The sequence below is a fragment of the Brevibacillus jepli genome, assembly GCF_047229145.1.
Taxonomy (GTDB): domain Bacteria; phylum Bacillota; class Bacilli; order Brevibacillales; family Brevibacillaceae; genus Brevibacillus.
The window spans coordinates 50593-72510 of the sequence record NZ_JBFEFW010000022.1 but is presented as its reverse complement, the minus strand read 5'-3'; the positions used below and the strand labels follow the sequence as shown (position 1 = coordinate 72510).

Genomic DNA, 21918 nt, shown 5'->3' with positions numbered 1-21918 from the left:
ATTTTTATCTAGTCTAAATTATATTGATTCGGCTGAAAAATTCTGATAGATTGAGGTCATATTAAGCTGGCGTGACGATTCGACAAACAGTCACTATGCAACCAAGCCAGGAGGTAACCCACGTTGGTACAATCGATTGACCGGGCGATGAGCATCATCTCCGTCCTGGTATCAGATCCAAACAAGCAGCATTGGGCCATCTCGGAAATTGCTGAACAAACCAACCTGCCACTGAGTACTGTACATCGTCTAATAAGCAGCCTTATCAAGCATGGACTCATCCTCCAGGTGCCTGAGAGCAAGCAGTACAAGGTCGGCTATATGTGGATGGAGGTCGGGCTGCGTATCCTGGACAAGATGGATATGCGTGCAGTTGCCCGTACTGTCATGGAACGATTGGCAGCAGATGTACGAGAAACGGTCTATCTGAACATTCCACAGGGCTCTCATGCCATCGTACTTGAACGAGCAGAAGGTCCGATGTCTGTCAGAAGCATGGATAATCTGGGCGAACGCATTCCGCTTCATATCGGTGCGGCAAACAAAACGATTCTCGCCAGCATGAATCCGACAGAAGCAGAGCAAATCGTGACCGGTTTAATCCCGGATGCAGAAAAGCGCCGCGAGCTGTTAGAGCGACTGCCAGAAATCAGACAAAACGGTTATGCAGTCAGCTACGGTGAGAAAACCGAGGGCACCGCATCCATTGCCGCTCCCATCTTCGGTGTCAACCAAAAGGTCGTGGGCGCTTTGAGTATCGGCGTTCCGAGCTACCGAATTAACGATAGCCTCTTGTCCACTCTGATTGATCAAGCGCAACAAAGCGCCAAAGAAATTTCCCATAAGATCGGCGCTTTACCTTAATTTTTTTGCCCACTAACCGGAAACAGTTTTCACTATACGGAAAACGGAGGCATACATTATGCAAAAATGGCAAACAAAAGAGCAGCTCGTTGATCTCCTGTGCAATTTGGTAAGCATCCCAAGCATTACAGGGTCATCTGCCGAGAAGGACTTGCCTGGCTATGTCGTCGATCAGCTGCGTTCCCTGCCCTATTATCAGTCCAATCCCGATCATGTTCGTGCCAATCCGACAGGAGACGGGCGGCATTTTGTCACAGCGCTGGTGAAGAAGGAAGGCGTACGTGACACGGTCATTCTCGTCAGCCATTTTGATGTGGTCGATGTCGAAGATTATGGCGCTTGGATGAAGCATGCTTTTGATCCGAAGACCCTCACTCCGCTCTTCCTGCAAAACCAAGCAGATATGCCAGCAGACGTTCAGCAGGATATTCGTACCGGCAACTGGCTGTTTGGCCGCGGCACCATGGATATGAAGTGCGGACTTACCCTGCACATGTCCATGATCGAGCAGGCTATCGCCGGGGAGTTCGACGGAAACATTTTGCTTCTGACCGTCCCTGACGAAGAAGTGAATTCTGTCGGGATGCGAGCAGCAGTCCCAGAGCTTTTGAAAATTGCCGAAGAGTTCGACCTCAGCTACACCACCGTCCTCAATTCTGAACCAATGTTTACCCGCTATCCAGGGGATACGAATACGTACTTGTACACAGGCTCTATCGGAAAAGTGCTGCCAGGCTTCCTCTGCTACGGAAAAGAAACACATGTAGGCGAGCCTTTTGCTGGATTAAACGGCAATTACATGGCTTCGCAGATTACATGTGAGCTGGAGCTGAACACGTCCTTTTGCGAGGTCGTTGAGGGCGAAGCATCTCCTCCTCCGACGAACCTGATTCAAAAGGATTTGAAAAAAGAGTACTCTGTGCAAATTCCGCACCGCGCTGTGACGCTGTTCAACCTGTTCCTGCTGGAGAAGCAGATGGAGGATGTCGTAGAGCCTCTGCTGCAATCAGCAAGAAATGTCGCGGAGCGTATGAAGCAAAACTACCTCAAGCATGCGAGCCAGTTTGCCAACTTCGCTCCGTTCAGCCCGCGTGATCTGTCCATTTCCGTCATGACCTACGAAGAGCTGTATGCCTACGCGAAGAAAACATACGGGGAAGAAAAGCTTCGTCAACTCGAAGCAGATGTCATCGCCAACCGCGGCGGCAAGGACGACCGCGACACCACGATCGAGCTGGTGGATCAACTAGCGATTCTGTGCAAAGAGCTGTCTCCGATGATGATCTTGTTCTTCGCTCCACCGTTTTACCCGGCAGTCAGCTCGCGCAATCATCCGTTGATCCAACAAACCATGGAAGAGATGAGAGCATACGCGAGAGATCAGCACCAGGTCAATTTGGTCAAACAAAACTACTTTGGCGGTATCTCTGACTTGAGCTATGTCGGACTGCAATATCCGGCGGCATCCATGCAGCCATTGGTAGCAAACATGCCTTTGTGGGATAACGGCTATTCCATTCCGCTTCAGGAGCTCGAAGCCTTTGATGTACCCGTCATGAACCTGGGGCCAGTCGGACGAGACGCCCATCAGTGGACGGAGCGCCTTGATGTCGACTATGCTTTCGATACGTTAAAAGACATGCTTCCTCGTTGCATCCAGTCTCTCTTGCGAAATGGGAATGCATTGAAGTAATTGCAAAAGGCTCCTGTACCGATAGATTACTGTCGCACGGGGGCCTTTTTCCTTATAATGAAGAAAAGAAATTTCAAGGGAGGGTTACGCATGCAATTCCAAGCGAAAGAAAATGGCTTCGTCACTCAGCTGTCCTATGGTGAGCTGCACGTCTCCGGTGATGAACAATACGGATTCCGCCCCTATCAGCTATTGGTCTCCTCCATTGCTGTTTGCAGTGGCGGCGTTTTGCGAAAAGTGTTGGACAAGATGAGAATGCCCTGCACGGACATGAAAGTAACGGCTGAGGTTCAGCGCAATGAAACAGAAGCAAATCGTGTTAAAAAAATTCACCTGCACTTCATTATCACGGGTGAAAATATGAAAGAAGAAAAAGTGCAAAAAGCCATTGAAGCCGCAAGCAAAAACTGCCCGATGGTCCAATCCGTCAAGGGAAGCATCGTCGTAACCGAGTCCTTCGAATTGGTATCCTGATCGAAAATGTGAGGTCATCATGCATAGTGGAGGAGAAGAAAAAACACAGTTCTCTTCGACTCTGACACGCCAGCAGGGGTGATTCACTGTCCGTCTCCACTTCCAAAAGGGGACCGTCGAGCCAAATCCACCCTACGGGCGGAAGTTTCTCAAGGAAGAAGTGTTCGACAAGCGGGTCCCCTTTTGGAAGTTCCGACTGGGTGGGCGTTGTCAAGGTCTACGAGCCCTGCGCTTTTTCTTCTCACCAGCTTTATTGGTTCATCGATACCTTTTAAAACTTAGGATGATCATAGCCGCTTTCCGATACTATGAGAAAAAACAGCCCGGAAGCTTAGCTCACCGGGCTGTTTGCATTTAGTTACTGACAGGCTGTTGCTGTGTAACCTTCGCTCTGTTCTTTTTTCCCTCTGGAATAAGCACATTCAAAAGCACCGTTGCCAAGGCCCCTACTGTAATGCCTGACGATAAAATGTAGTTCACAAAATCAGGTACGCCTGCAAGCGCGTCCTTCGGCAGGACCGTTACCGCCATCGTCAAGAGGATCGGCAGACCAATGACCATCATCGTGCGATCATCAATCGTAATGTTTTGAATGACCTTGATTCCGTTCGCTACAATCGCTACACACACGATCCCAAAAATTCCGTTGATGACGGGCTCCGGAATACAGGTAATCGCTGCTGACAGCTTCGGAACAAGTCCAAGAGCGATCAGGATGAATCCGCCCGCCATAATCGCCATCCGGCTTCCTACTCCTGTCACGGCGATCAACCCCGCATTGGAGGAATAACCCGTCGTCGGTGTACCTCCGAACAATGCCCCGACAAAGCAACCCAAGCCTTCACCGACAGCACCGCGATTCAAACGTTCCTCCGTCAATTCACTGTTCGTCACCGTAGAGACTACGAACCATGTCCCTGTCGTTTCAATCATGATAATCAAATAAACAAAAAGCATCGTCAACACAGCACTGATATCGAATACAGGAGGTCCATATGGAAACAGCTGCGGCAAGGACAGCCACGGTGCTTGTCCAACGGGACTAAAATCGACCGTTCCAAAAAAAGCAGCCGTTACAGTCCCGACAAAAATGGCGATCAGTACTGACACCAGTCTAAAAAACGCACCCGCAACCTTTGCTCTTGTGCCAAGCAGCATACAGATGACCAGCACACCCGCAGAGACAGCGGCAATCAAAATATTCGTCCAAATATTTCCCGGGGAGTGATAAATGTTTCCCATCCCTGTTGGCATCAAGGCAATTCCTACGATGATGATCACTGTTCCGCCTACGAGTGGTGGAATGAACTTGCGAACCGCTTTGGCAAACCATTTCAATGGATAACCCATCAGGGCCACGAACAGCGCTCCCGGGATCATGCTGCCAATCATCGCGCCCATCCCCAGCTTACTGCCGATCGCAGCCAGCGCACCGATTGGAACATAGGAAGGGCCTTGCACGACTGGCAAACGCAATCCAAAGCCAGTCTGGATCAACGTCCCGATACCTGTTGCGAGAAAACACATTTGAATAAAGAAAGAAGTGCTTGAAGCGTCCATGGTCAGCAGCCCAGCAATAATAATAGGAGCAATGTACAAGTCCATAGCCAACACATGCTGCAAACCAAGTAAAAACGCCTTGCTAATACTGATTTTGTCATCGACGCCCACAACAAGCTGATTGCTTTCGCGATGTTGTTCCACTTTCAAAAGGCCTCCCTAGTGGTATTTTAGCTAATTACGAACGATATAAGTGGGATTATAACGGATAATCACGTTTTTAGGCAACTATTCACGTAATAAATAAGTAGTATCGTTTTTTAATGTTCGTGTTTTGTGTTGACTTCCCTTCTCCGCTCCCGCTACAATGGGGTGAAGAACCGAAGTATCGACCAAAGGAGTGTCTCATCAATGATCGTGCAAGATACCGTGCTGCGTAATGAGTGGATCGTCGCCTGTCGTTCGGTGGACGTACAAGACCACCCTACCCAGGTCACCATTATGGGAGAGCGGGTCGTCCTCTTCCGCAACGAAGAAGGAATCCATGCGTTTAAAGACCTCTGTATTCACAGAGGCGCTGCCCTGTCCCTGGGCTGTGTCCGAGAAGGCAAGCTGGTCTGTCCGTATCATGGATGGGAATATGAAGCATCCGGCGCCTGTGTAAAAATCCCGCAGCTGCCTGCCGATCAAGCCATTCCGGGCAAGGCACGCGCTATTTTATACGGCTGTACAGAGCGTTACGGATTCGTGTGGGTGAATCTCGCCAACCAATCTCCTGAATTTTTCGCACTGCCGGAATTTGATGATGAGCGTTTTCGTAATGTCATTTGGGGGCCGCAGACCGTTATGGCCAAGCCTCCGCGCGTCGTGGAGAACTTTTTGGATGTAGGCCATCTGGCTGTCGTTCACGAGGGCTATTTAGGGGTCGATACTCACATGGAAATCGGTGATTATCGCGTTCACCGCGACGAGAACGGCGTCATTCGCACCGATGAGATCAAGATTTTTCAGCCTGACCCGGACGGTACCGGTCAAGCCAAGCACGTCTACTACACGTACGAAATACTCCGTCCTCTGACTGTAAAATTCACCAAACGCGATGCAGAAAACGGGAATCTGATGTCCATTCTGCTTACGGTGATGCCGCTGGATGAAGCACGAAGCGTAGCGTTTGGCGTACTTTCCTTTAACTATGAGACAAACCTGTCCGATGAGGAAATCATCAGCTTCCAGAACCTCATCTTCGCGCAAGATAAACCGATCGTGGAAAATCAAAAGCCCGAGGACCTGCCGCTCGATCTGCAAGTAGAGCTGTCCTTAAAATGTGACCGTGCGAGCATCGCCTACCGTCAGTACTTGACGGAGATGGGTGTCACGCTCGGAACCGCTTAAGCATGAAAAAAGAAAGGACCTGCCAGCCCGTGTTTGTTCACATAGGCCAACAGGTCCTCTTTTGCTTTCCAGTACCGCTTTTATAAAAGCGGAGACAATAGCCGCGTCAACGATTCTAACAAGCGCAAGCGCAGTGGTCTGTTCACATACTCTCCCAATGTGATTTCCCGGCAATCAGCCAGATCGGAGACAAACAATTCCTCCAGCTGCTCTGCCATCTGCGAATCATACAGAAACGCATTCGTCTCGAAATTCAGCTTGAAGCTGCGAATATCGACATTAGCCGTTCCAACTGAAGAGAGCTGGGTATCGACCACGATTGTTTTGGCATGCAAGAAGCCTTTTTCATAGAGGTAACAGCGCACACCACTCTTTAACAAATCACCGAGATAAGAATGAGTAGCCCAGAACACCATCAAATGATCTGGCTTTCCCGGGACCATCACCCGCACATCTACCCCAGACATCGCCGCCATTTTCAGTGCGGTCAGCATGCTTTCATCGGGAACGAAATACGGTGTCTGCAAGTAAACCTTCTTCCGTGCCTTGTAAATCATCTTTAAAAAAGCATGCTTGATTTGTTCCTTTTCCGAATTCGGCCCGCTCGATACGATTTGAACACCTACGGTCCCGTTCGTCTCGTGATGCTCTGGAAAATAGTCAATCGACTCATGCATTCTTTTCGCAGCAGACAAATTCCAGTCCAGGAAAAAGCGTGCTTGCAGCATGTACACCGCTCTTCCCTCAATCAGCAAATGCGTGTCACGCCAATACCCCAGCTTCTTATCCTTACCCAAGTATTCATCACCAATGTTGAAGCCACCGATATAGCCGATTTTTCCATCGATAATCGTCAGCTTGCGATGATTCCGAAAGTTGACCCGAAAATTAAGGAACGGAATCTTCGCCGGGAAAAAGGAGGCGACTTCTCCCCCTGCTTTTACCAGTGGGCGCAGGAACCGGGATGAGACACCAGAGGAACCTACCGCATCATAGAGCAATCGAACCTCGACGCCCTCCTGTGCCTTCTTCGTCAACAGTTGAATGAGCTGTTTCCCTAAATCATCGTCATTCAAAATATAGTAGAGCAAATGTATGTGCTCTCGTGCTTCCTCCATCTGTTTGAACATGAGGTTGAACAGACTATGGCCTTCCTTAAAAACCTGAATGGTATTATCCTGCGTATAAAATGCTCCATCACTTACCACGTTCATGAAAATCATGTCGCGGTGTCTCTCCATCTCAGGGTCGTTCACCTGCAGATCACCATGGGCAAGCAACTGCTTTTGTCGATCGACCGCAGCTCGAAAATGAGAAAATTCCCCTTCCTTGAGCCGATACAGTTTTTTCTTGCTTAACTTATGTCCAAAAATCAGGTAAATGATAAATCCGATGCCCGGCAAAAACAGCAAAACCATCAGCCAGGCCCAGGTAGCCGCAATGTTTCGCCTCTCCATGAAAATAAGAACGGCAGCCAAAATCAGGTTACCTATTGTAATAATCGCAAATATTTTTTCAGACAATGCCATTACACCACATCCACCTCTAGGATACCTCCCATATTACAACATTTGGTTCCGGGATTCATCCTTGCCTATCTGTCTAGTTTGTACTATATTCCCAAAAGCTTTCCGCTCTTCATGATACATTTGTCGTCCAAATACACATCCGGTTCTTTGACAACCAGATCAATATGTACCCCCGCGACAATCGTTCCGCCAAAAGTGTTGTTGCTACCGAAGGCTACGTGGATCGTTCCGTACACCTTCTCGTCTTCTAAAACGACTCCTGTGATGCGCGCCTTGTCGTTCGTTCCGATCCCGAATTCACCCAGCATCCGTCCATCCTGATCTCCAAGCGTTTTCAGGAGGCGTTCAGCCGCTGTTCCTTCTGCCTCTGTGATACGGCCATTTTGAATCGTCAGCAAGAGAGGCGAATCGATTTTTCCGATACCGGCAATGGAGCCGTCCACGAGGATCTGGCCCTCTGCTGTCCCTTCTAGTGGCGCAATGTACGCCTCTCCTGAAGGCAGATTGCCCGATTCCCCTGGATTGACGTACATTCCTGTGCTCGGCACGCCATTGCGATCTGCGATGGAAAACGTCAGCGACTTGCCCGCTTTTTCGATCCGTACGGTACGCGCATGGGTCAGCATCTCGGTCACGCGCTCAGTGAGAGCCTTTACTTGTGTATAGTCAGCAGAAATTGCCCCCGCGAGGAACATATCCTCCGTGATGGCTGGCATGGTAGCCAATCTCGTACCGTTTGCCGCTGCTTCTTTGCGCGCTTTCGTATGCGTCAAAGAGTGCTGGGTTACACACACAACGACATCTGCGCTCTTCATTGCCGCTGCCACAGCCGCAGGAGGCTCTTGGCCGGACTTCTCCCGCTCCTTCATCACGATCAGCATCGCTTCTGCACCGAGCTGTTTACCGGCCTCCCAGAGCGCTTCACCGATGTCCCGCTTTCGCTCATCAGCCACCACCAAAAATGTCTCATTCGCTTGTAATGCCATGCAGTTCATCAAAATGGCTTTGCTGGATTCTATCAATGTCATGTAAGCATCATCCTTCTTATCTATCTTATTGTTAGATTATATCCACTTTTTTCTTGCAAACCCTTCTGACTTCGCTAGACTGGATGGTTAGTCCTGCCCTTATCATGTTTATCGGAATCTTCTTGCTTTTGCTGTTAGATTTAGTATGATTAGAATACAAATGAAAACGCTTAAGACAATGAGGTCTTCTACCCGCGCTTTACAAAAAGGCGTGGGGAAGGCCTTTTTCTTTTAAAGAAAATGACAGCGTTTTCATTTGGGGGATCTAGAAAAAGAAGAAGGGGATGACAACAATGTCACACAAAAAGGCACAACGCAAAACGTGGTGGCTGACCATGCTGATGATCGTCGCACTACTCGCGATGCAAATGCCAGCTTTGGCCAAGGACACCAATGTGCAGATGCTCGACAAGGGGAAATGGGCACCTGCGACTTATCAGGCAGTCAACGAACTGATTGAGAAAAACGGAATCAAGAGCGCTACCTATGATGCCAACAAAAAGCCGTATGTCGTTTTTGACTGGGACAATACGAGCATCATGCATGACACAGAGGAAGCACTGTTTGTTTACCAGATCAATCACTTGGCTTACAAGCTCACACCTGAAGAATTCGGTAAGGTTATCCGCACGAATGTACCAGAAGGACCGTTTTCAGATTCGTATAAAAATGTCGACGGCAAGCCTGTCACACTCGATGCCATCGCGACTGATCTCGTCGCCGACTACACGTACTTATACCAAAATTATCAAGGTCTTAAAGGAACGAAGTCACTGGAAGAGGTGACGGCAACAGAGCAATTCGCTGATTTCAGAACCAAACTGTTCTTCCTGTATGAAGCAATCAACGATACGCACAGCAACACGATTGGCTATCCATGGGTACTCTACCTCTTCACGAACATGACCGTTGACGAGATTCATAAACTCGCGGAAGCCTCCAATGATCTCAGCTTGGGCATGTCGATTCAAAAAGTAACCTGGACGAGCCCGAAATCGTTGGCAGGCAAAGCAGGCGTGGTGAAAGCCTCTCATACAACAGGCCTACGTCTCACCTCAGAAGTCGCTAACCTGATGAACACACTGCGTGCCAATGGCATCGATGTGTATGTCGTGACGGCTTCGCTGGAAGAAGTCGTACGTGTCTTTGCCACTCTCCCGAAATATGGCTACAATCTCCCAGCGGAGAACATCATTGGAATGCGTCTGAAAACCGAAAACGGACGGATCACGAATGTGTACCAGCCTGACTACCCAATCACGGTCGGCCACGGTAAGACGGAAGTGATCCAGGATGTATTGGTGAAAAAGTACGGTCATGGTCCGATCTTCATCGCGGGCGATAGCAACGGGGATTTCGAGATGATGACAGAGCTGGATAGCGTACAGCTCGTGCTCGTCGTCAACCGCGTCAAAGGTGGGAAAATTGGTCAGCAAATTACCAAAGGTGCTGAGCAAATGGGCAAAGCAAACCCGACGGTAGTCCTGCAAGGACGTGACGAGAACACAGGCATGTGGATTCCAAGCGAAGCCACGATCCGACTCGGGCAGAAGGAGCCGCAGTTGGTCGCGAAATAACGTAGAAAAAACCGCCCTCGTAACCGGGGCGGTTTTCTTCCTTATTGACTGGTAAGCGGAATTCGCCATTCCAGCGGATATTTTTTCGTCACGACATCTAGACGTAATGTGAGCTTCTCAGGGAGCCTGGTTGTTTCATATACCTCCCTGTTCCTGTACTCGTGCATCACTAGCTTGAAGGTATTCCGCTTGCGTCCCAACTGATCCGGCTTTCCCGAGCTACGATTACTCTCTTCCCACCGGTAGGTTGTCCCTTGCTCATTCTGAAGCACCCACCATACCGGATTAATATCAGTAATTTCTTTCGAAAGAACCTCGATCTCCAGTTCGATTGCCTGTTTGTTCGTATCTTTTTCTATTACCAGCCTGCTGTTTTTTAAGAGGATGGTATCCTCCCCTACCTGTTTCACCAATGGCTTTTTGCTCAATTCTGCTGGATTGAATGTCACGCTCATATCGTACGGCACAGCCCTGTACAGACTGTCAATGACGAGTGTCTCTGGCTTGCCTTTTCCTGACGGATCTTTATCCCATATCCAGCGGAAATGTCCGTGCAGATCAATGGAATCGGAAAGCTCTAGTTTCTCTACATCTCTCTTGCTCTTGCTGCCATCTGCCGCCTCATAATGGTAGCCCAATGAATATTGTTGATACGGAACATATGGAGCGTAGTCGGGGTCCGCAGTCTTTCCTTCCAGCTTCCTCGCTTCTTGATCTAACTGTTTTTTGGCGGAGTCTGTCCACTGTGTCTCCAGTTGAACGCGGCTAGTCGTTGGCGTGTTAATCACCTTGTGGACGGTCAGTTTTAACCCTTGCTTCGTCGTATGTGTTTGATTGACAGGTAACTCCGTCGTTGCGGCAGCCGTTTTTGTCATCGTAATCGGCACTTGCAACTCCCAGCTTCCTTTTATGTCACCTATTTCCTTGAAATGCATCGACAGTGTTTTCGGAACAGGCTCATGCTCCTTCCTCCCAAGTGTAAAGTCGATGAATCCGACTGTTTCATCAAAGGAAGCTCCCCAGCCGCTTGAGATAACCTCACCTTTTTCATCTAGCAGTTCAATGACATTTAAAGGAGAGTGTTCACCTAAAAGCAAGTCAGTATCTAACACCTTGCCATCCGACTGCTTGATCACCAAAGCAGCAGTCACCTGCACGGGATCAGCAATCACTTCCTTTACTGTAAGCGTAATCCCCTGATCCGTAACGGACAGATTCGGTGATTCGGCGAAGCCTTGTCTAGCGGCCTGCTGTACCCCTCCCCCGTACTGTTCAAAGATCGACTGGACATAGGCTGCAAATGATGGGGATACCTTCATGCTCGTGAGCAACGTGACAACCACTGCGGAAGCGATAGCAATTGATTTCCATCTTTTCTGACGGAAAAACGGTAGCCTTGCCACTTGCGAGGAGGAGTTTTTCCCTGGCATTTGAAATTCCGGTATCTCGACAGCTTCCGCTACTTTCGTGAGCGTCTCTCTGATTTGCCGCTCCTCGTTAGTCATGAGTCATTGCCCCTTCCCGCAAAAAATCAGATGGAATGCATTCCTTGTCCAATTGTTGCTCAATCAGCTTTCTGGCCTTGTGCATGCGTGATTTGACCGTACCCTCGAAGGAACCGGTAATTTTGGCGATCTCCGACACGCTGAAGCCCTCGTAATAATAAAGAATAATAACCGCGCGATGCTCCGCCTTCATGCTGCGAATCGCCTGCCATATTTGCCGCTGCTCCTCCTGCTTGATCACATTATCCAGCGGTGATAGCGCTTCTTCCGGGATCATCTCTTCGTATTCCACAGCAGGCTTTTGCTTGCGTACCAGATTCAGAGCCCGAAACGTAATGATCCGGTATAGCCAATTTCGAAAGGCCACTCCCCGTTTTTGATCGAGTCGGTCTATGTGCTGATACGCTTCGATGAGCCCTTCCTGAACGGCGTCCTGCGCCAGATGCTTGTCATGAATGATCAAATATGCTGTCCGGTATGCCATCGCCAGATAGGGCTTGACCAATTGTTCAAAGGCTTCAGGCTCGTCCTTTTGGCATTTGGCAATTAACTCCCACTCGTCCACAGCGTTCCCCTCCTTTCGTTTTTTTCTATACTGTATATTCACAGGAAAGCAAAGTTTGGTTCACGTTAGATAGGCAAAAAAATACTGAACATGGAAAAAACCCGTCCCCTGAACAGAAACGGGTGGATACTATTACAAGCACTTTCCACCTAAAGGCTAAGTTTCATTTTTTCCTCGACGTTTATTACGTCAAACTGATAAAACGAAGATTTCTGTAAGGTGAAAAGGAGATTTCCTGCATACACTTTTCGAATTCTATTATCTTCTTCGTAATCTATCATTAGAAACTCTGCGATCAGCTGTATATGATCTCCGGTTCCTTCTACTTGTTTAACTGAAATTTCGGGTGAATGTAGATTATTCTTCGCAGCAAATTCAAAATAGGAACGAATTAATTCAATTTGCTCTGGTTTCATTTGCACGTTATTTTGTGTACCATTTGCTATATTGTCTATCATGGTCCTTACTGCATTTTCAGGAGAGTATACAGTTTTTAGCATAAACCATCCTGCAATTAATACTAACAAGATAGCAATGACTATCCGTATTTTTTTCACTTCCATTCCTCCTCTATAATCGGGGGTGAGAGGGTAGGAAAATGCGTCAAAAGTTAAAATATGAAATACAAAATGATAGTGACTACATACAATTGCCATACTTTTATTTTGAACTTGATACAAAACTTTTCCAATACCCCAGATAACCATTCACAGCTTTTTAGTAATAGCCAAAAAACACCCATACCGACAACTAAGGCGAAATCTAGTGGGCTGAGTATACTCTCGATATAGTTATACACTTTAGTGATTAGCAGGAAAAGCACAAAGACGAGAAATGAATAGTATGTCACTGAAAATACCTCCACTATGACATTACAACGAAAATAGGGAGCACCTAGCTCCCTGTTTCCTTTGAAAATTATCCGTTATCTTCTTTTTCTGTCTGCTTCGTAATGATCATGTGGTTGAGAGACTGTGGGGTACTAATTGGGAGAGGAAACAATGAGTTGTTCAACTTCGTTTCTAAGTTCAGAAATATTCTGCCCTGAATAACTATCCTGGAGGAAATAAAGATCACCATGCTGATCTATTATCTCTGGAGAAACTTGTGAAATCAGAGTGTTCTCACTATTAATTTTAATCTTTCCTTGAACTGACCCTACTATGTTATAAACGTCATCTTTATCTTCTGTTAAGAAAACAAAGTATTTATTTCCTGCTTTCATAGGAACACTTCCTTCAATCCCTACCGTTATTATTCCAGGATCACCAAGATCATCATTCAATTCAGATCCTGGCTTTCCTGAGAAATATTTGGCCGCCTCTCTTTCATCGAATTCCCCTCCAGTTTCCAGTACAGATACTGTATCATCTATCTCTACATCACCTTTATAGACTTTCGTTAATCTTAATTCAGAGACTGTATACACATCTAGTCTTTCATAATTAGGGTTATTTTTTTGAGAAATAACTTCAGCTTCGGCTATGATATCTGCATTTTCAGCTAGACCCTCCACGTCAGTGAATGTCTCGGTAAACCATACTTCACCAGAAACGATTCTATAATCTGAATCACTGGAATAAAGGAAATTTTGTTTTTTTAAGTCACTTATATAGTAAACAGCAAGTCCTGCAATTGTTATAAAACTAATAGTAGCCAATGCTATTTTTTTCGTAGATTTAAAATTTCTAATGCTAATCATTTGTATTCTCCTATACTGTTCGACTCTTTTTCATATCTAAAAATCAACCTACTCCTTTTACCACGTCCAGGATCTCATTACATAATTAACCATAAAATGATATGCAGATTCTTACCGACTGCAAAAATTGAATAAAAAACAACCTAGCAGAGGATGTTTCATCGATCTACGATATATTGGCATTGGGGAGTGGAGAATGAGTCCTTCTATTATCTTACAATCTTAATGATCTTAACAATATTCAAGTATATTCCTAAGACTAATAATGGCAATAACACAAAGCTAATGTTCTCAAAGACATTGTAATATAGGGTATAAAAAATAAAAATTAAGCCAATGAAAGTATTCAAGAGATAGAGCAATGCTGCACGCTTATTCCATTTTATGAATAAAACACAAAAGAAGAGAGTAATAGATAAAGTAACGAAAAATATTATGTAATAATTCATTTCGTTATCTCCTTCTGATAACCTCATAATAATACACTTGCTTTTAGTGGCACCTGCGGCTTCTCTTTTTTGAGATGCTCTTGGATCTCTAATGTTCTTGCAATATCGTCATTTTCAACCACCTTATTTTTACAACGAATTACATAATTAACCACAATATGTTATGAAGGTTTTTAACGACTGCAAAAAATTGAATAAAAACATCCTAACAAAGGATGTTTCTTCAATCTACTATCTATTTAAAATAATCCGTGACGAGATACTAGCCACCTACTCCTTTTGGTTAGCTATTCGTTTATTCAAATTCCCTAACCATCCAAACAATGCTATGTATGTAAGAGCCTCGTCATGTCGATTCATCAAATCCGCTAGAGAAAGGCAATATATACTTTCTTCAATTCCTTTCTCTATCCGCCCTTTACTGAATTCATAAATGGCTGTCTGATATCGAAACTGGAGCTGTCGGTCCAACCCAATTATTTCTGTAAATTGATCGAAACTGGCAATTTGGGAAGAAAAGCGCTCTAAAATCTCATCCACACAAAAATGGTAGGTATTGGCCGATTTCATAATGGAAATCAAACCAGCAAGTATTTCATTCGTGGGCAGACTTTCGATATAGTCTGCATACTCTTCAATGATGCTTGTATTTCCAGACAATACCTCCAATGTGTAGGAGTTCGCCTTTGCCCATACCTTAAAATTTTCTACATATTTACGCCCGACTTCATCAAGTAATTCAAACCAGCCTAAATCAGCGTAACCTTGTACATACTGCTTCGCCTCTTCATACAGTCCTTGCATTTCCAGTGTAATACCTTTATATAAATACCCCATTCCGTAATAATAGACAAGACGGCGCTCTGTTTTCAGAGATTCGCCTATTTTGTTTCTTTTCAACCTGTCCAATTCATGCCTGTAAACATTGTCTGCCAAAAGTCTTAATTCGTCTGCGTACTGCTCTGATCTCTCCCACTTTTGCAAAGCGAAACAGACCTTCGCCAATTGGATTAAAGCATCGAGTTGGTGGTTTTCAGGAAGACGGTTGCGATACGGAGAAAACCGAATCACAATCTCCCAATTTTCTTCAGCATTTGTCCCAAGTACAGCACGAAATAACCGATACTGACCTATCAAAAAGTGGTTGGAATAGCTATCTTTCTCATTCTCAATTACATATTCATAAAAGGGCACCGACTCTTTCAGTTGCCCTTTCTCATACAGTTGCTCTGCCACTGCAAATAGACTCGTGATGTTTTTCGGATTCTCCATCAATTGGGGGACAGCTGCTTCTATGCAATCTTTTCGCCCTATCTCCACGCAGCGAATCAAATACGGTATTAATCGGGGGCGCGAAATTCTCTGCTCTGATAAACATTCTTCCGGGTATAATTCATATAACCAACCCTGCTCGCGTCCAAACACCTTGGCTAGCGCGTCTAATTGACCAATGGTCATAGCCCGCGGCGGATTTCCATTTAGAATCTCACTCAAGCTACCAGGGTTAATGCCAGTTAATTCACCCAGCTTGCTTAATGTATAACTGTGCTTTTTCCGATTTTGTTCGATTTCTGACCGCAGTGACCGTTGCAATGTCCCTTGCAGCCCCCCCATAAAGGATCATCCTCTCGATTTTTCCTTTATTTTACAACAGTGATTGATTTTTAGAAATATACTACTTAACACTCCTGTCATTTCGTCATCAAGTTCGGAGCTTTTTGACCCCGAACATTACAGGAATCGGTAAATACCTAGTTAATGGCTTAATGGAAGAGTTTTTGGGGGCCTTAAGGTGTGAGAAGGACTAGCCTGATCATTGCTTTCCCGTTTGAATTCTGTTTTGCGCAATGACTATATATTTATCCAATTGCTGGCTTACAGCCAAAACTTTATCATGTGAGAGACCATACTTTCCTGCCAATTCGGTCATTTCCCGTCGTAGCTGTTCGATTCTATTATCCAATTCTAAATGGCAACCGATTTCCTTTACCATGCCCCGGATTGTACACCTACTTTTAGGGGCTGCTGCTGTTTCTCTTTTTGTGGATGTTCCTGGGTGTAAAGAAACGTCACTTCCTAAGACCTCAGCGATAGCAGTAATATCCAACGCCCCCTCTCTATTTACAATTTATGTCATAATCTACTATACAGGAATGTGCAGAAATTGACCGACTAAGAAAAATTGAATAGAAAAAAACATCCCATCGAAGGGATGTTTTTTTGGTTACGATCTATTTAACTGACTATTCAATGAATGTCAATTCTTTAGCCCTCTGTTCCATGGTCGAACATAATTATACTGATATTATTGGGCTTCTCTGTGTATGGAGAACCAGCAAATAAAGCTAGAACCATAACCAGTGATAGAAAGAAACTTTTCATAGATGTAACCCCCCTAAATTTTGTATAAATATACCAAAAACACCATATAACAAGGTTACAGGTTTAACTATCTAATTATTTTCAGGAAGAAGATTCTCCTTTTTTCTGCCCGTTACAATGGTTTGATATCGTTCCACTTGTGTTGGCGATGCATGTTGCCGGTACTCTTCAAATAACGCTATGCATTTAAGAGCATCTTCAAAGCGATTTATCAAACTGGCTAAAGAAAGACAGCATATCGTTTCTTCAATCCCTTTCTCTAGTCGCCCTTTAGCGAATTCATAAATGGCTGCCTGATACCGAAATCGGAGATGCCTGTCCAAACGAATTGCGTCGGTATATTGACCAAAATTGGTGATGTGCATTGAAAAGCGCTCTAATATCTCATCCACACAAAAATCGTAAATATTAGCTGATTTTATAATAGAAATTAAACCAGGAAGTATTTCATTTGGGGGAAGACTCTCAAGATAATCGGCATACTCCTCAATGGTGTTGGTATTACCAGCCAATACCTCTAATGTGTATAAGTTAGCCTTTGCCCAAATCCGGAACCGCTCTACCTCTTGATGTCCAACTTCATCCAGCAGTTCAAACCATCCTAAATCAGCATAAATTTGTACATACGACTTGGCTTGTGCATACATTCCTTGCATTTCCAATATCGCGCCTTTATATAAATGTCCCATGGCGTAATAATACACAAGAGGACGTTCTGTCTCAGGCAGTTCACTTTTTTTATCTCTTTTCAATCTGTCCAACTCATATATGTAAATCGTTTCCGCAAGATACCGTAATTCATCAGCGTACTGTTCCGACTTCTTCCATTTATGCAAAGAATAACAAACCCGCGCTAATTGAAATAAAGCATCCAGCTGGTAGTTCTCAGGAAGCCTATTCCGATAGGGGGAAAACCGGATCACTGCTTCCCCATTTTCTTCAGAATTGGTTCCGAGTGCAGCCCGAAATAATCGATACTGACTTATTACGAATTGCTCAGAATAACCATCCTTCTCGCTATCAACGACAGCCTGATAAAAAGGCACGGACTCTTTTTGTTTCCCGCTTTCATATAGCTGTTCCGCCACTAAAAAGAGGGTCGAAATATTTCTAGGGTTGTCCAACAGTTTGGGAACAACCTCATCTATGCAATCTTGCCGCCCAACCTCCGCGCATCGTACTAAATATGGGATCAACCGAGGGCGCGATATTCTCCCCTCCGATATGCATTCTTCCGTATACCATTCATACATCCAACCCGGCTCGCGGCCAAACACCGCAGCTAGCGCATCTAATTGACCAATAGTCATAGCCCGCGGTGGATTTCCGTTCAGAATTTCGCTTAAACTCCCATGGTTAATGCCCGTTAATTCCCCTAGTTTACTCAAGGTATAGCCGCACTCTCTACGGTGTCTTTCAATTTCTGACCGCAGCGACCCGTGCAATGTCCCTTGCAGCCCCCCCATAAAGAATCATCCCCTAGTTTTTTTCTTTATTTTACCATATATTGGATATTTTTGGAAGGTTGTATCTTTACATTTCTTAACATTTCAGTTAACTAATTCGTCACTTTTCGCACAATTCCTCCAATGTCTTACATGTGTTTGCACTTCGTGACATTTACGCCCTCTTGAATCAGCTTTCAAGCGAATACAACCGCGCAGGAAGAAGCGGATTTCCAGTCCAAGCGCCTCTGGAGCCCTACTCAACTTCGAAATGAATGGCGGGGGTTTTCAGCTTCAACCTCTGCGAATACTTCGTCGAAACTCTACTTTTGAAGCGCTCCCGCCATTTATTTCGAAGCGGACAGTCCCCGCCCCCAGCAGGGCGTAGGTCGAAGCGTAGACTGGAAATCCGCTTCTTCCCCACCACTACAGCTACTTATATCCTCACTGCAAAAAAGCTCCGCCAAAACATCTGGCGAAGCTTTCATTTTAAATCCGTGCTTATTGCATAGCCACTTTCATAACTGCACGAACAGAATCAGCGGATTTATCCAATGCTGCTTTCTCAGCAGCAGTCAGATCCAGCTCGATGACTTGCTCGATACCTTTTCCACCCAAGAGAGTTGGTACACCCAGGTAGATATCATTGTAGCCATACTCGCCTTGGAGTAAAGCGATGGATGGCAGGATACGCTTCTTGTCTTTCAAGATAGCTTCTGCCATTTCTACCAGAGCTGCCGCAGGTGCGTAGTAAGCAGAACCGTTACCCAAGAGAGCTACGATTTCGCCTCCGCCTTTGCGCGTACGCTCAACGATAGCATCCAGACGATCTTGTGGGATCAATTTTTCGAGTGGGATACCACCTGCGTAGGAGTAACGCAAGAGTGGCACCATGTCGTCACCGTGACCGCCCAATACGAAGCCCGTTACGTCATTTACGGATACATTCAGTTCCATCGCTACGAACGTACGGAAACGAGCTGTATCGAGTACGCCGGATTGACCGATTACGCGGTGTTTCGGGAAGCCGGACGTTTTGTAGAATGTATACGTCATCGCATCTACCGGGTTGGACAGGATGAGTACGATAGAGTTTGGTGCATATGTTTTCACTTGCTCAGCAACAGAGCGCATGATAGCTGCATTCGTTGCTACCAAGTCATCGCGGGACATACCTGGCTTACGAGCAATCCCTGCTGTAATGATTACGATATCGGAGCCTTCGATGTCTTTGTAGTCAGAAGTACCTGTAATGCTAGCATCGAAGCCGAGAACTGGAGAAGCCTCCATCATGTCCAGAGCTTTCCCTTTTGTTGGGTTCTCCAGTTGTGGAATATCAACCAATACGATGTCAGCCAGCTCTTTTTGCGCCATGATGAACGCAGTTGTCGCTCCAGTAAAACCACTACCGATTACGGCTACTTTTTTTCTGCGGAATGTCATGCAAAAATCCTCCTCGTCGTCATTGGTTCTATTACAAGACCAGTTTCACACCACTTGCTTTTTGCTCCAGCATTTTGGAGAGGATGGTCCCGATGTGGGCCCCCGCCTCAACCGGAGATGTACCTTGACGATGAATATTCGAGATCACTGTACGCTCTGATTCTACCATACCTTTGCGTGGACGGTAGCACATGTACGCACTCATGGAATGTGCCGTAACCAATCCTGGACGTTCCCCGATCAGGAGCACCAATACTTCTGGCTCCAGGATCTCGCCGACGTGATCCATGCTGGCTACGCGTCCGCCTTTGATAAAAAACGGAGTACCGCAGGTCAGTCCGTAGCTTTTCAGAGAGTCCATCAGGGATGGAAGCACGTCTTTCAGGTTCGCATCCACCGCAGCGGCACTCAAGCCGTCTGAAACGACGATTTGTACCTGTGGTTTCTTTTGGCCGCGCTCTTGCAGCAAGCGCACGCCTTCCTCCGTGAGGACACGCCCCATATCTGGACGTTTTAGATAGTTTTCGGTGTTGTCATACTGTGTTTCCACAGTGAACAAGGAAAACTGATCAAGCACCGCTTGACTGACTTCACCGTATACAGCATCTACAGCCGCAGCATGGTCGCGACGCAATTCGAGCATCGTTTTGGTCAAAGGTCTTACACCTGTACGCCAAACCCCGATACGCGCTGGCGTGCTGGACAGCAGCTCTTCCAAGCCTTCCTTGTACTTCGGATTCGGTACATGTGTCGTTCTCTCTGGCTCAGCTGATGGAGCAAGGTGCTCGTTCACTGCAGGAGCCGGTGCAGGTGCAGTCGTCGCACTCGCTACTGGCTCGGCCTTTTTCTCCGATCTCAGTTGGATCAAGCCTGTCTCTGCTTTTGGTGACGGAGCTTGTTCTGTGGACTCACCCAGCTTCTTTTGCAGCTCTGCTACTACTTTATCTACCAAGAAATCTAATTGTTGTTCCATCCGTCTTTCACCTCCTGATCTTACATGAAGATTGTCGGATCGCCTGCTTTTGCAGTCAGCCTACCGTTTTCCATGATGCCCATTTTCTCCAGCCATTTTTCAAAATCAGGTGCCGGGCGCAGTCCCATCACTTCACGGAACGCGGCAATATCATGGAAGCTCGTCGATTGATAGTTGAGCATGACATCGTCAGCCATCGCTACGCCGATGACGAAGTTAACGCCTGCCGACGAGAGCAAGATACCGAGATTGTCCATATCGTTCTGATCGACCTTCATGTGGTTCGTGTAGCATACGTCACAGCCCATTGGCAAACCGTGCATTTTGCCCATGTAATGGTCTTCCAGGCCCGCGCGGATTACTTGACGGCTGTCGTACAAGTACTCAGGTCCAATGAAGCCGACTACCGTGTTCACGATAAACGGATTGTACTTGCGAGCAAGTCCGTAGCAACGCGCTTCCATCGTTACCTGGTCCATGCCGTGATGCGCCTCAGAGGACAGCTCAGAGCCTTGGCCTGTCTCGAAGTACCAGAAGTTCGGTCCGTAGGAGGTACCCTCTTTGCGCATCAGCTCGTCTGCTTCATCCAGCAGCGCTACATCAATACCAAATGCATTGTTTCCTTTTTCACTACCCGCCAAACTCTGGAAAATCAAATCCGCTGGTGCCCCATTACGGATGGCACGCATTTGCGTGGAAACGTGAGCCAATACGCAGTTTTGCGTCGGGATATCAAACTTGGTCATCACGTCTTTGGTCATGTTCAAAATATCCTTGACGCTGTCCGCTGTATCGATAACCGGGTTAATTCCGATAACCGCATCGCCGATTCCGTAGCTCAGTCCTTCGTACAGAGACGCCTTGATGCCTTGTACGTTATCGGATGGATGGTTCGGCTGTACACGAGAAGCCAATACGCCCTTCTGACCAATTGCCGTGTTGGCATGCGTTACAACTTTAATTTTCGTTGCAGCCGTAATCAAGTCCAGATTGCTCATGAGCTTGGCAGTCGCTGCGATCATTTCACTGGACAAGCCGCGGCTGATGCGCTTGAGTTCATTATCGCCTGCTTGATGGCTCAAAATGTACTCGCGCAGTTCAGCTACACTCCAGTTTTTGATTTCGTTGTAAATTTTTTCGTTGATGCCTTCTTCGATCACACGCGATACTTCGTCTTCTTCTGCCGGAACCATCGGATTGTTACGGATATCCGCCAATGTCAGATCAGCCAACACCTGCTTGGCAGCTACACGTTCCCTAGAATCAGCAGCGGCGAGACCAGCCAGCTGGTCGCCTGATTTATCTTCATTAGCCTTCGCGAAAACCTCTTTCAAATCGCGAAATTGATAGGTATGTCCAAGTACAGTCGTTTTCGTGTTCATCACGTTCACCCCTTC

Annotated in this window: 18 protein-coding genes; 5 read left to right on the top strand and 13 right to left on the bottom strand. The window is 46.4% G+C overall.

Annotated elements, in window-relative coordinates:
• Nucleotides 1–123 precede the first annotated feature (123 nt).
• The 3 genes from AB1L17_RS21960 to AB1L17_RS21950 all read left to right on the top strand — a co-directional run bounded on the left by AB1L17_RS21960 (nt 124) and on the right by AB1L17_RS21950 (nt 3031).
• Nucleotides 124–864 (top strand): IclR family transcriptional regulator, encoded by a 741-nt coding sequence (locus AB1L17_RS21960; RefSeq protein ID WP_412847253.1) that lies wholly within the window; start codon nt 124–126, stop codon nt 862–864.
• 58 nt (nt 865–922) lie between these two features.
• Complete coding sequence (locus AB1L17_RS21955) at nt 923–2557, top strand: M20/M25/M40 family metallo-hydrolase (RefSeq protein WP_412847252.1); 1635 nt, start codon at nt 923–925, stop codon at nt 2555–2557.
• A 90-nt stretch (nt 2558–2647) separates the two neighbouring features.
• Nucleotides 2648–3031 (top strand): OsmC family protein, encoded by a 384-nt coding sequence (locus AB1L17_RS21950; protein ID WP_412847251.1) that lies wholly within the window; start codon nt 2648–2650, stop codon nt 3029–3031.
• Nucleotides 3032–3385: 354 nt separating this feature from the next.
• Here the strand turns inward: AB1L17_RS21950 and AB1L17_RS21945 are convergent, their stop codons facing one another.
• Complete coding sequence (locus tag AB1L17_RS21945) at nt 3386–4735, bottom strand: uracil-xanthine permease family protein (RefSeq protein WP_412847250.1); 1350 nt, start codon at nt 4733–4735, stop codon at nt 3386–3388.
• A 207-nt stretch (nt 4736–4942) separates the two neighbouring features.
• On the opposite strand from AB1L17_RS21945, the gene AB1L17_RS21940 reads away from it, so the two are divergent.
• Nucleotides 4943–5923: a Rieske 2Fe-2S domain-containing protein gene (locus AB1L17_RS21940; protein WP_412847249.1), complete on the top strand. Its 981-nt coding sequence runs from the start codon at nt 4943–4945 to the stop codon at nt 5921–5923.
• Nucleotides 5924–6003: 80 nt separating this feature from the next.
• On the opposite strand, the gene cls is transcribed toward AB1L17_RS21940, so the two are convergent.
• Together cls and AB1L17_RS21930 are read right to left on the bottom strand one after the other, a co-directional pair.
• A complete protein-coding gene (gene cls, locus AB1L17_RS21935; RefSeq protein ID WP_412847248.1) occupies nt 6004–7452 on the bottom strand; it encodes a cardiolipin synthase in 1449 nt (482 codons plus the stop codon).
• Nucleotides 7453–7535: 83 nt separating this feature from the next.
• Entirely contained in the window at nt 7536–8480 is a 945-nt protein-coding gene (locus tag AB1L17_RS21930; protein WP_412847247.1) for an aminopeptidase, read from the bottom strand.
• Nucleotides 8481–8773: 293 nt separating this feature from the next.
• Between AB1L17_RS21930 and AB1L17_RS21925 the strand changes: the two genes are divergently transcribed.
• Complete coding sequence (locus AB1L17_RS21925; protein ID WP_412847246.1) at nt 8774–10057, top strand: haloacid dehalogenase-like hydrolase; 1284 nt, start codon at nt 8774–8776, stop codon at nt 10055–10057.
• A 41-nt stretch (nt 10058–10098) separates the two neighbouring features.
• Here AB1L17_RS21925 and AB1L17_RS21920 read toward each other — a convergent pair whose 3' ends face one another.
• From AB1L17_RS21920 to AB1L17_RS21875, 10 genes are all read right to left on the bottom strand, one after another.
• On the bottom strand, nt 10099–11562 hold the full coding sequence (locus AB1L17_RS21920; RefSeq protein WP_412847245.1) for a DUF4179 domain-containing protein: 1464 nt from the start codon (nt 11560–11562) through the stop codon (nt 10099–10101).
• Nucleotides 11555–12127, bottom strand: coding sequence for an RNA polymerase sigma factor (locus AB1L17_RS21915; protein WP_412847244.1), 573 nt, complete (start codon nt 12125–12127; stop codon nt 11555–11557). The genes AB1L17_RS21920 and AB1L17_RS21915 overlap by 8 nt, the downstream gene beginning before the upstream one ends.
• 149 nt (nt 12128–12276) lie before the next feature.
• A complete protein-coding gene (locus tag AB1L17_RS21910; RefSeq protein WP_412847243.1) occupies nt 12277–12684 on the bottom strand; it encodes a hypothetical protein in 408 nt (135 codons plus the stop codon).
• Between the two features lie 425 nt (nt 12685–13109).
• A complete protein-coding gene (locus AB1L17_RS21905) occupies nt 13110–13829 on the bottom strand; it encodes a hypothetical protein (protein WP_412847242.1) in 720 nt (239 codons plus the stop codon).
• A 719-nt stretch (nt 13830–14548) separates the two neighbouring features.
• Nucleotides 14549–15892: a helix-turn-helix domain-containing protein gene (locus AB1L17_RS21900; RefSeq protein WP_412847241.1), complete on the bottom strand. Its 1344-nt coding sequence runs from the start codon at nt 15890–15892 to the stop codon at nt 14549–14551.
• Nucleotides 15893–16091: 199 nt separating this feature from the next.
• Complete coding sequence (locus AB1L17_RS21895; RefSeq protein ID WP_412847240.1) at nt 16092–16385, bottom strand: aspartyl-phosphate phosphatase Spo0E family protein; 294 nt, start codon at nt 16383–16385, stop codon at nt 16092–16094.
• A 346-nt stretch (nt 16386–16731) separates the two neighbouring features.
• A complete protein-coding gene (locus AB1L17_RS21890; RefSeq protein WP_412847239.1) occupies nt 16732–18126 on the bottom strand; it encodes a helix-turn-helix domain-containing protein in 1395 nt (464 codons plus the stop codon).
• A 480-nt stretch (nt 18127–18606) separates the two neighbouring features.
• Nucleotides 18607–19548, bottom strand: coding sequence for a malate dehydrogenase (gene mdh, locus AB1L17_RS21885; protein WP_412847238.1), 942 nt, complete (start codon nt 19546–19548; stop codon nt 18607–18609).
• Nucleotides 19549–19579: 31 nt separating this feature from the next.
• Nucleotides 19580–20521 (bottom strand): ethanolamine ammonia-lyase subunit EutC, encoded by a 942-nt coding sequence (eutC, locus tag AB1L17_RS21880; RefSeq protein WP_412847237.1) that lies wholly within the window; start codon nt 20519–20521, stop codon nt 19580–19582.
• Between the two features lie 20 nt (nt 20522–20541).
• Entirely contained in the window at nt 20542–21903 is a 1362-nt protein-coding gene (locus tag AB1L17_RS21875; RefSeq protein ID WP_412847236.1) for an ethanolamine ammonia-lyase subunit EutB, read from the bottom strand.
• Nucleotides 21904–21918 lie beyond the last annotated feature (15 nt).

What these genes read in the sequence shown, in the direction of transcription:
- mdh (WP_412847238.1), bottom strand. Translation starts at nt 19,548, where the DNA reads ATGACATTCCGCAGAAAAAAAGTAGCCGTAATCGGTAGTGGTTTTACT.
- AB1L17_RS21905 (WP_412847242.1), bottom strand. Translation starts at nt 13,829, where the DNA reads ATGATTAGCATTAGAAATTTTAAATCTACGAAAAAAATAGCATTGGCT.
- AB1L17_RS21900 (WP_412847241.1), bottom strand. Translation starts at nt 15,892, where the DNA reads ATGGGGGGGCTGCAAGGGACATTGCAACGGTCACTGCGGTCAGAAATC.
- AB1L17_RS21925 (WP_412847246.1), top strand. Translation starts at nt 8,774, where the DNA reads ATGTCACACAAAAAGGCACAACGCAAAACGTGGTGGCTGACCATGCTG.
- eutC (WP_412847237.1), bottom strand. Translation starts at nt 20,521, where the DNA reads ATGGAACAACAATTAGATTTCTTGGTAGATAAAGTAGTAGCAGAGCTG.
- AB1L17_RS21920 (WP_412847245.1), bottom strand. Translation starts at nt 11,562, where the DNA reads ATGACTAACGAGGAGCGGCAAATCAGAGAGACGCTCACGAAAGTAGCG.
- AB1L17_RS21940 (WP_412847249.1), top strand. Translation starts at nt 4,943, where the DNA reads ATGATCGTGCAAGATACCGTGCTGCGTAATGAGTGGATCGTCGCCTGT.
- AB1L17_RS21950 (WP_412847251.1), top strand. Translation starts at nt 2,648, where the DNA reads ATGCAATTCCAAGCGAAAGAAAATGGCTTCGTCACTCAGCTGTCCTAT.
- AB1L17_RS21890 (WP_412847239.1), bottom strand. Translation starts at nt 18,126, where the DNA reads ATGGGGGGGCTGCAAGGGACATTGCACGGGTCGCTGCGGTCAGAAATT.
- AB1L17_RS21955 (WP_412847252.1), top strand. Translation starts at nt 923, where the DNA reads ATGCAAAAATGGCAAACAAAAGAGCAGCTCGTTGATCTCCTGTGCAAT.
- cls (WP_412847248.1), bottom strand. Translation starts at nt 7,452, where the DNA reads ATGGCATTGTCTGAAAAAATATTTGCGATTATTACAATAGGTAACCTG.
- AB1L17_RS21930 (WP_412847247.1), bottom strand. Translation starts at nt 8,480, where the DNA reads ATGACATTGATAGAATCCAGCAAAGCCATTTTGATGAACTGCATGGCA.
- AB1L17_RS21875 (WP_412847236.1), bottom strand. Translation starts at nt 21,903, where the DNA reads ATGAACACGAAAACGACTGTACTTGGACATACCTATCAATTTCGCGAT.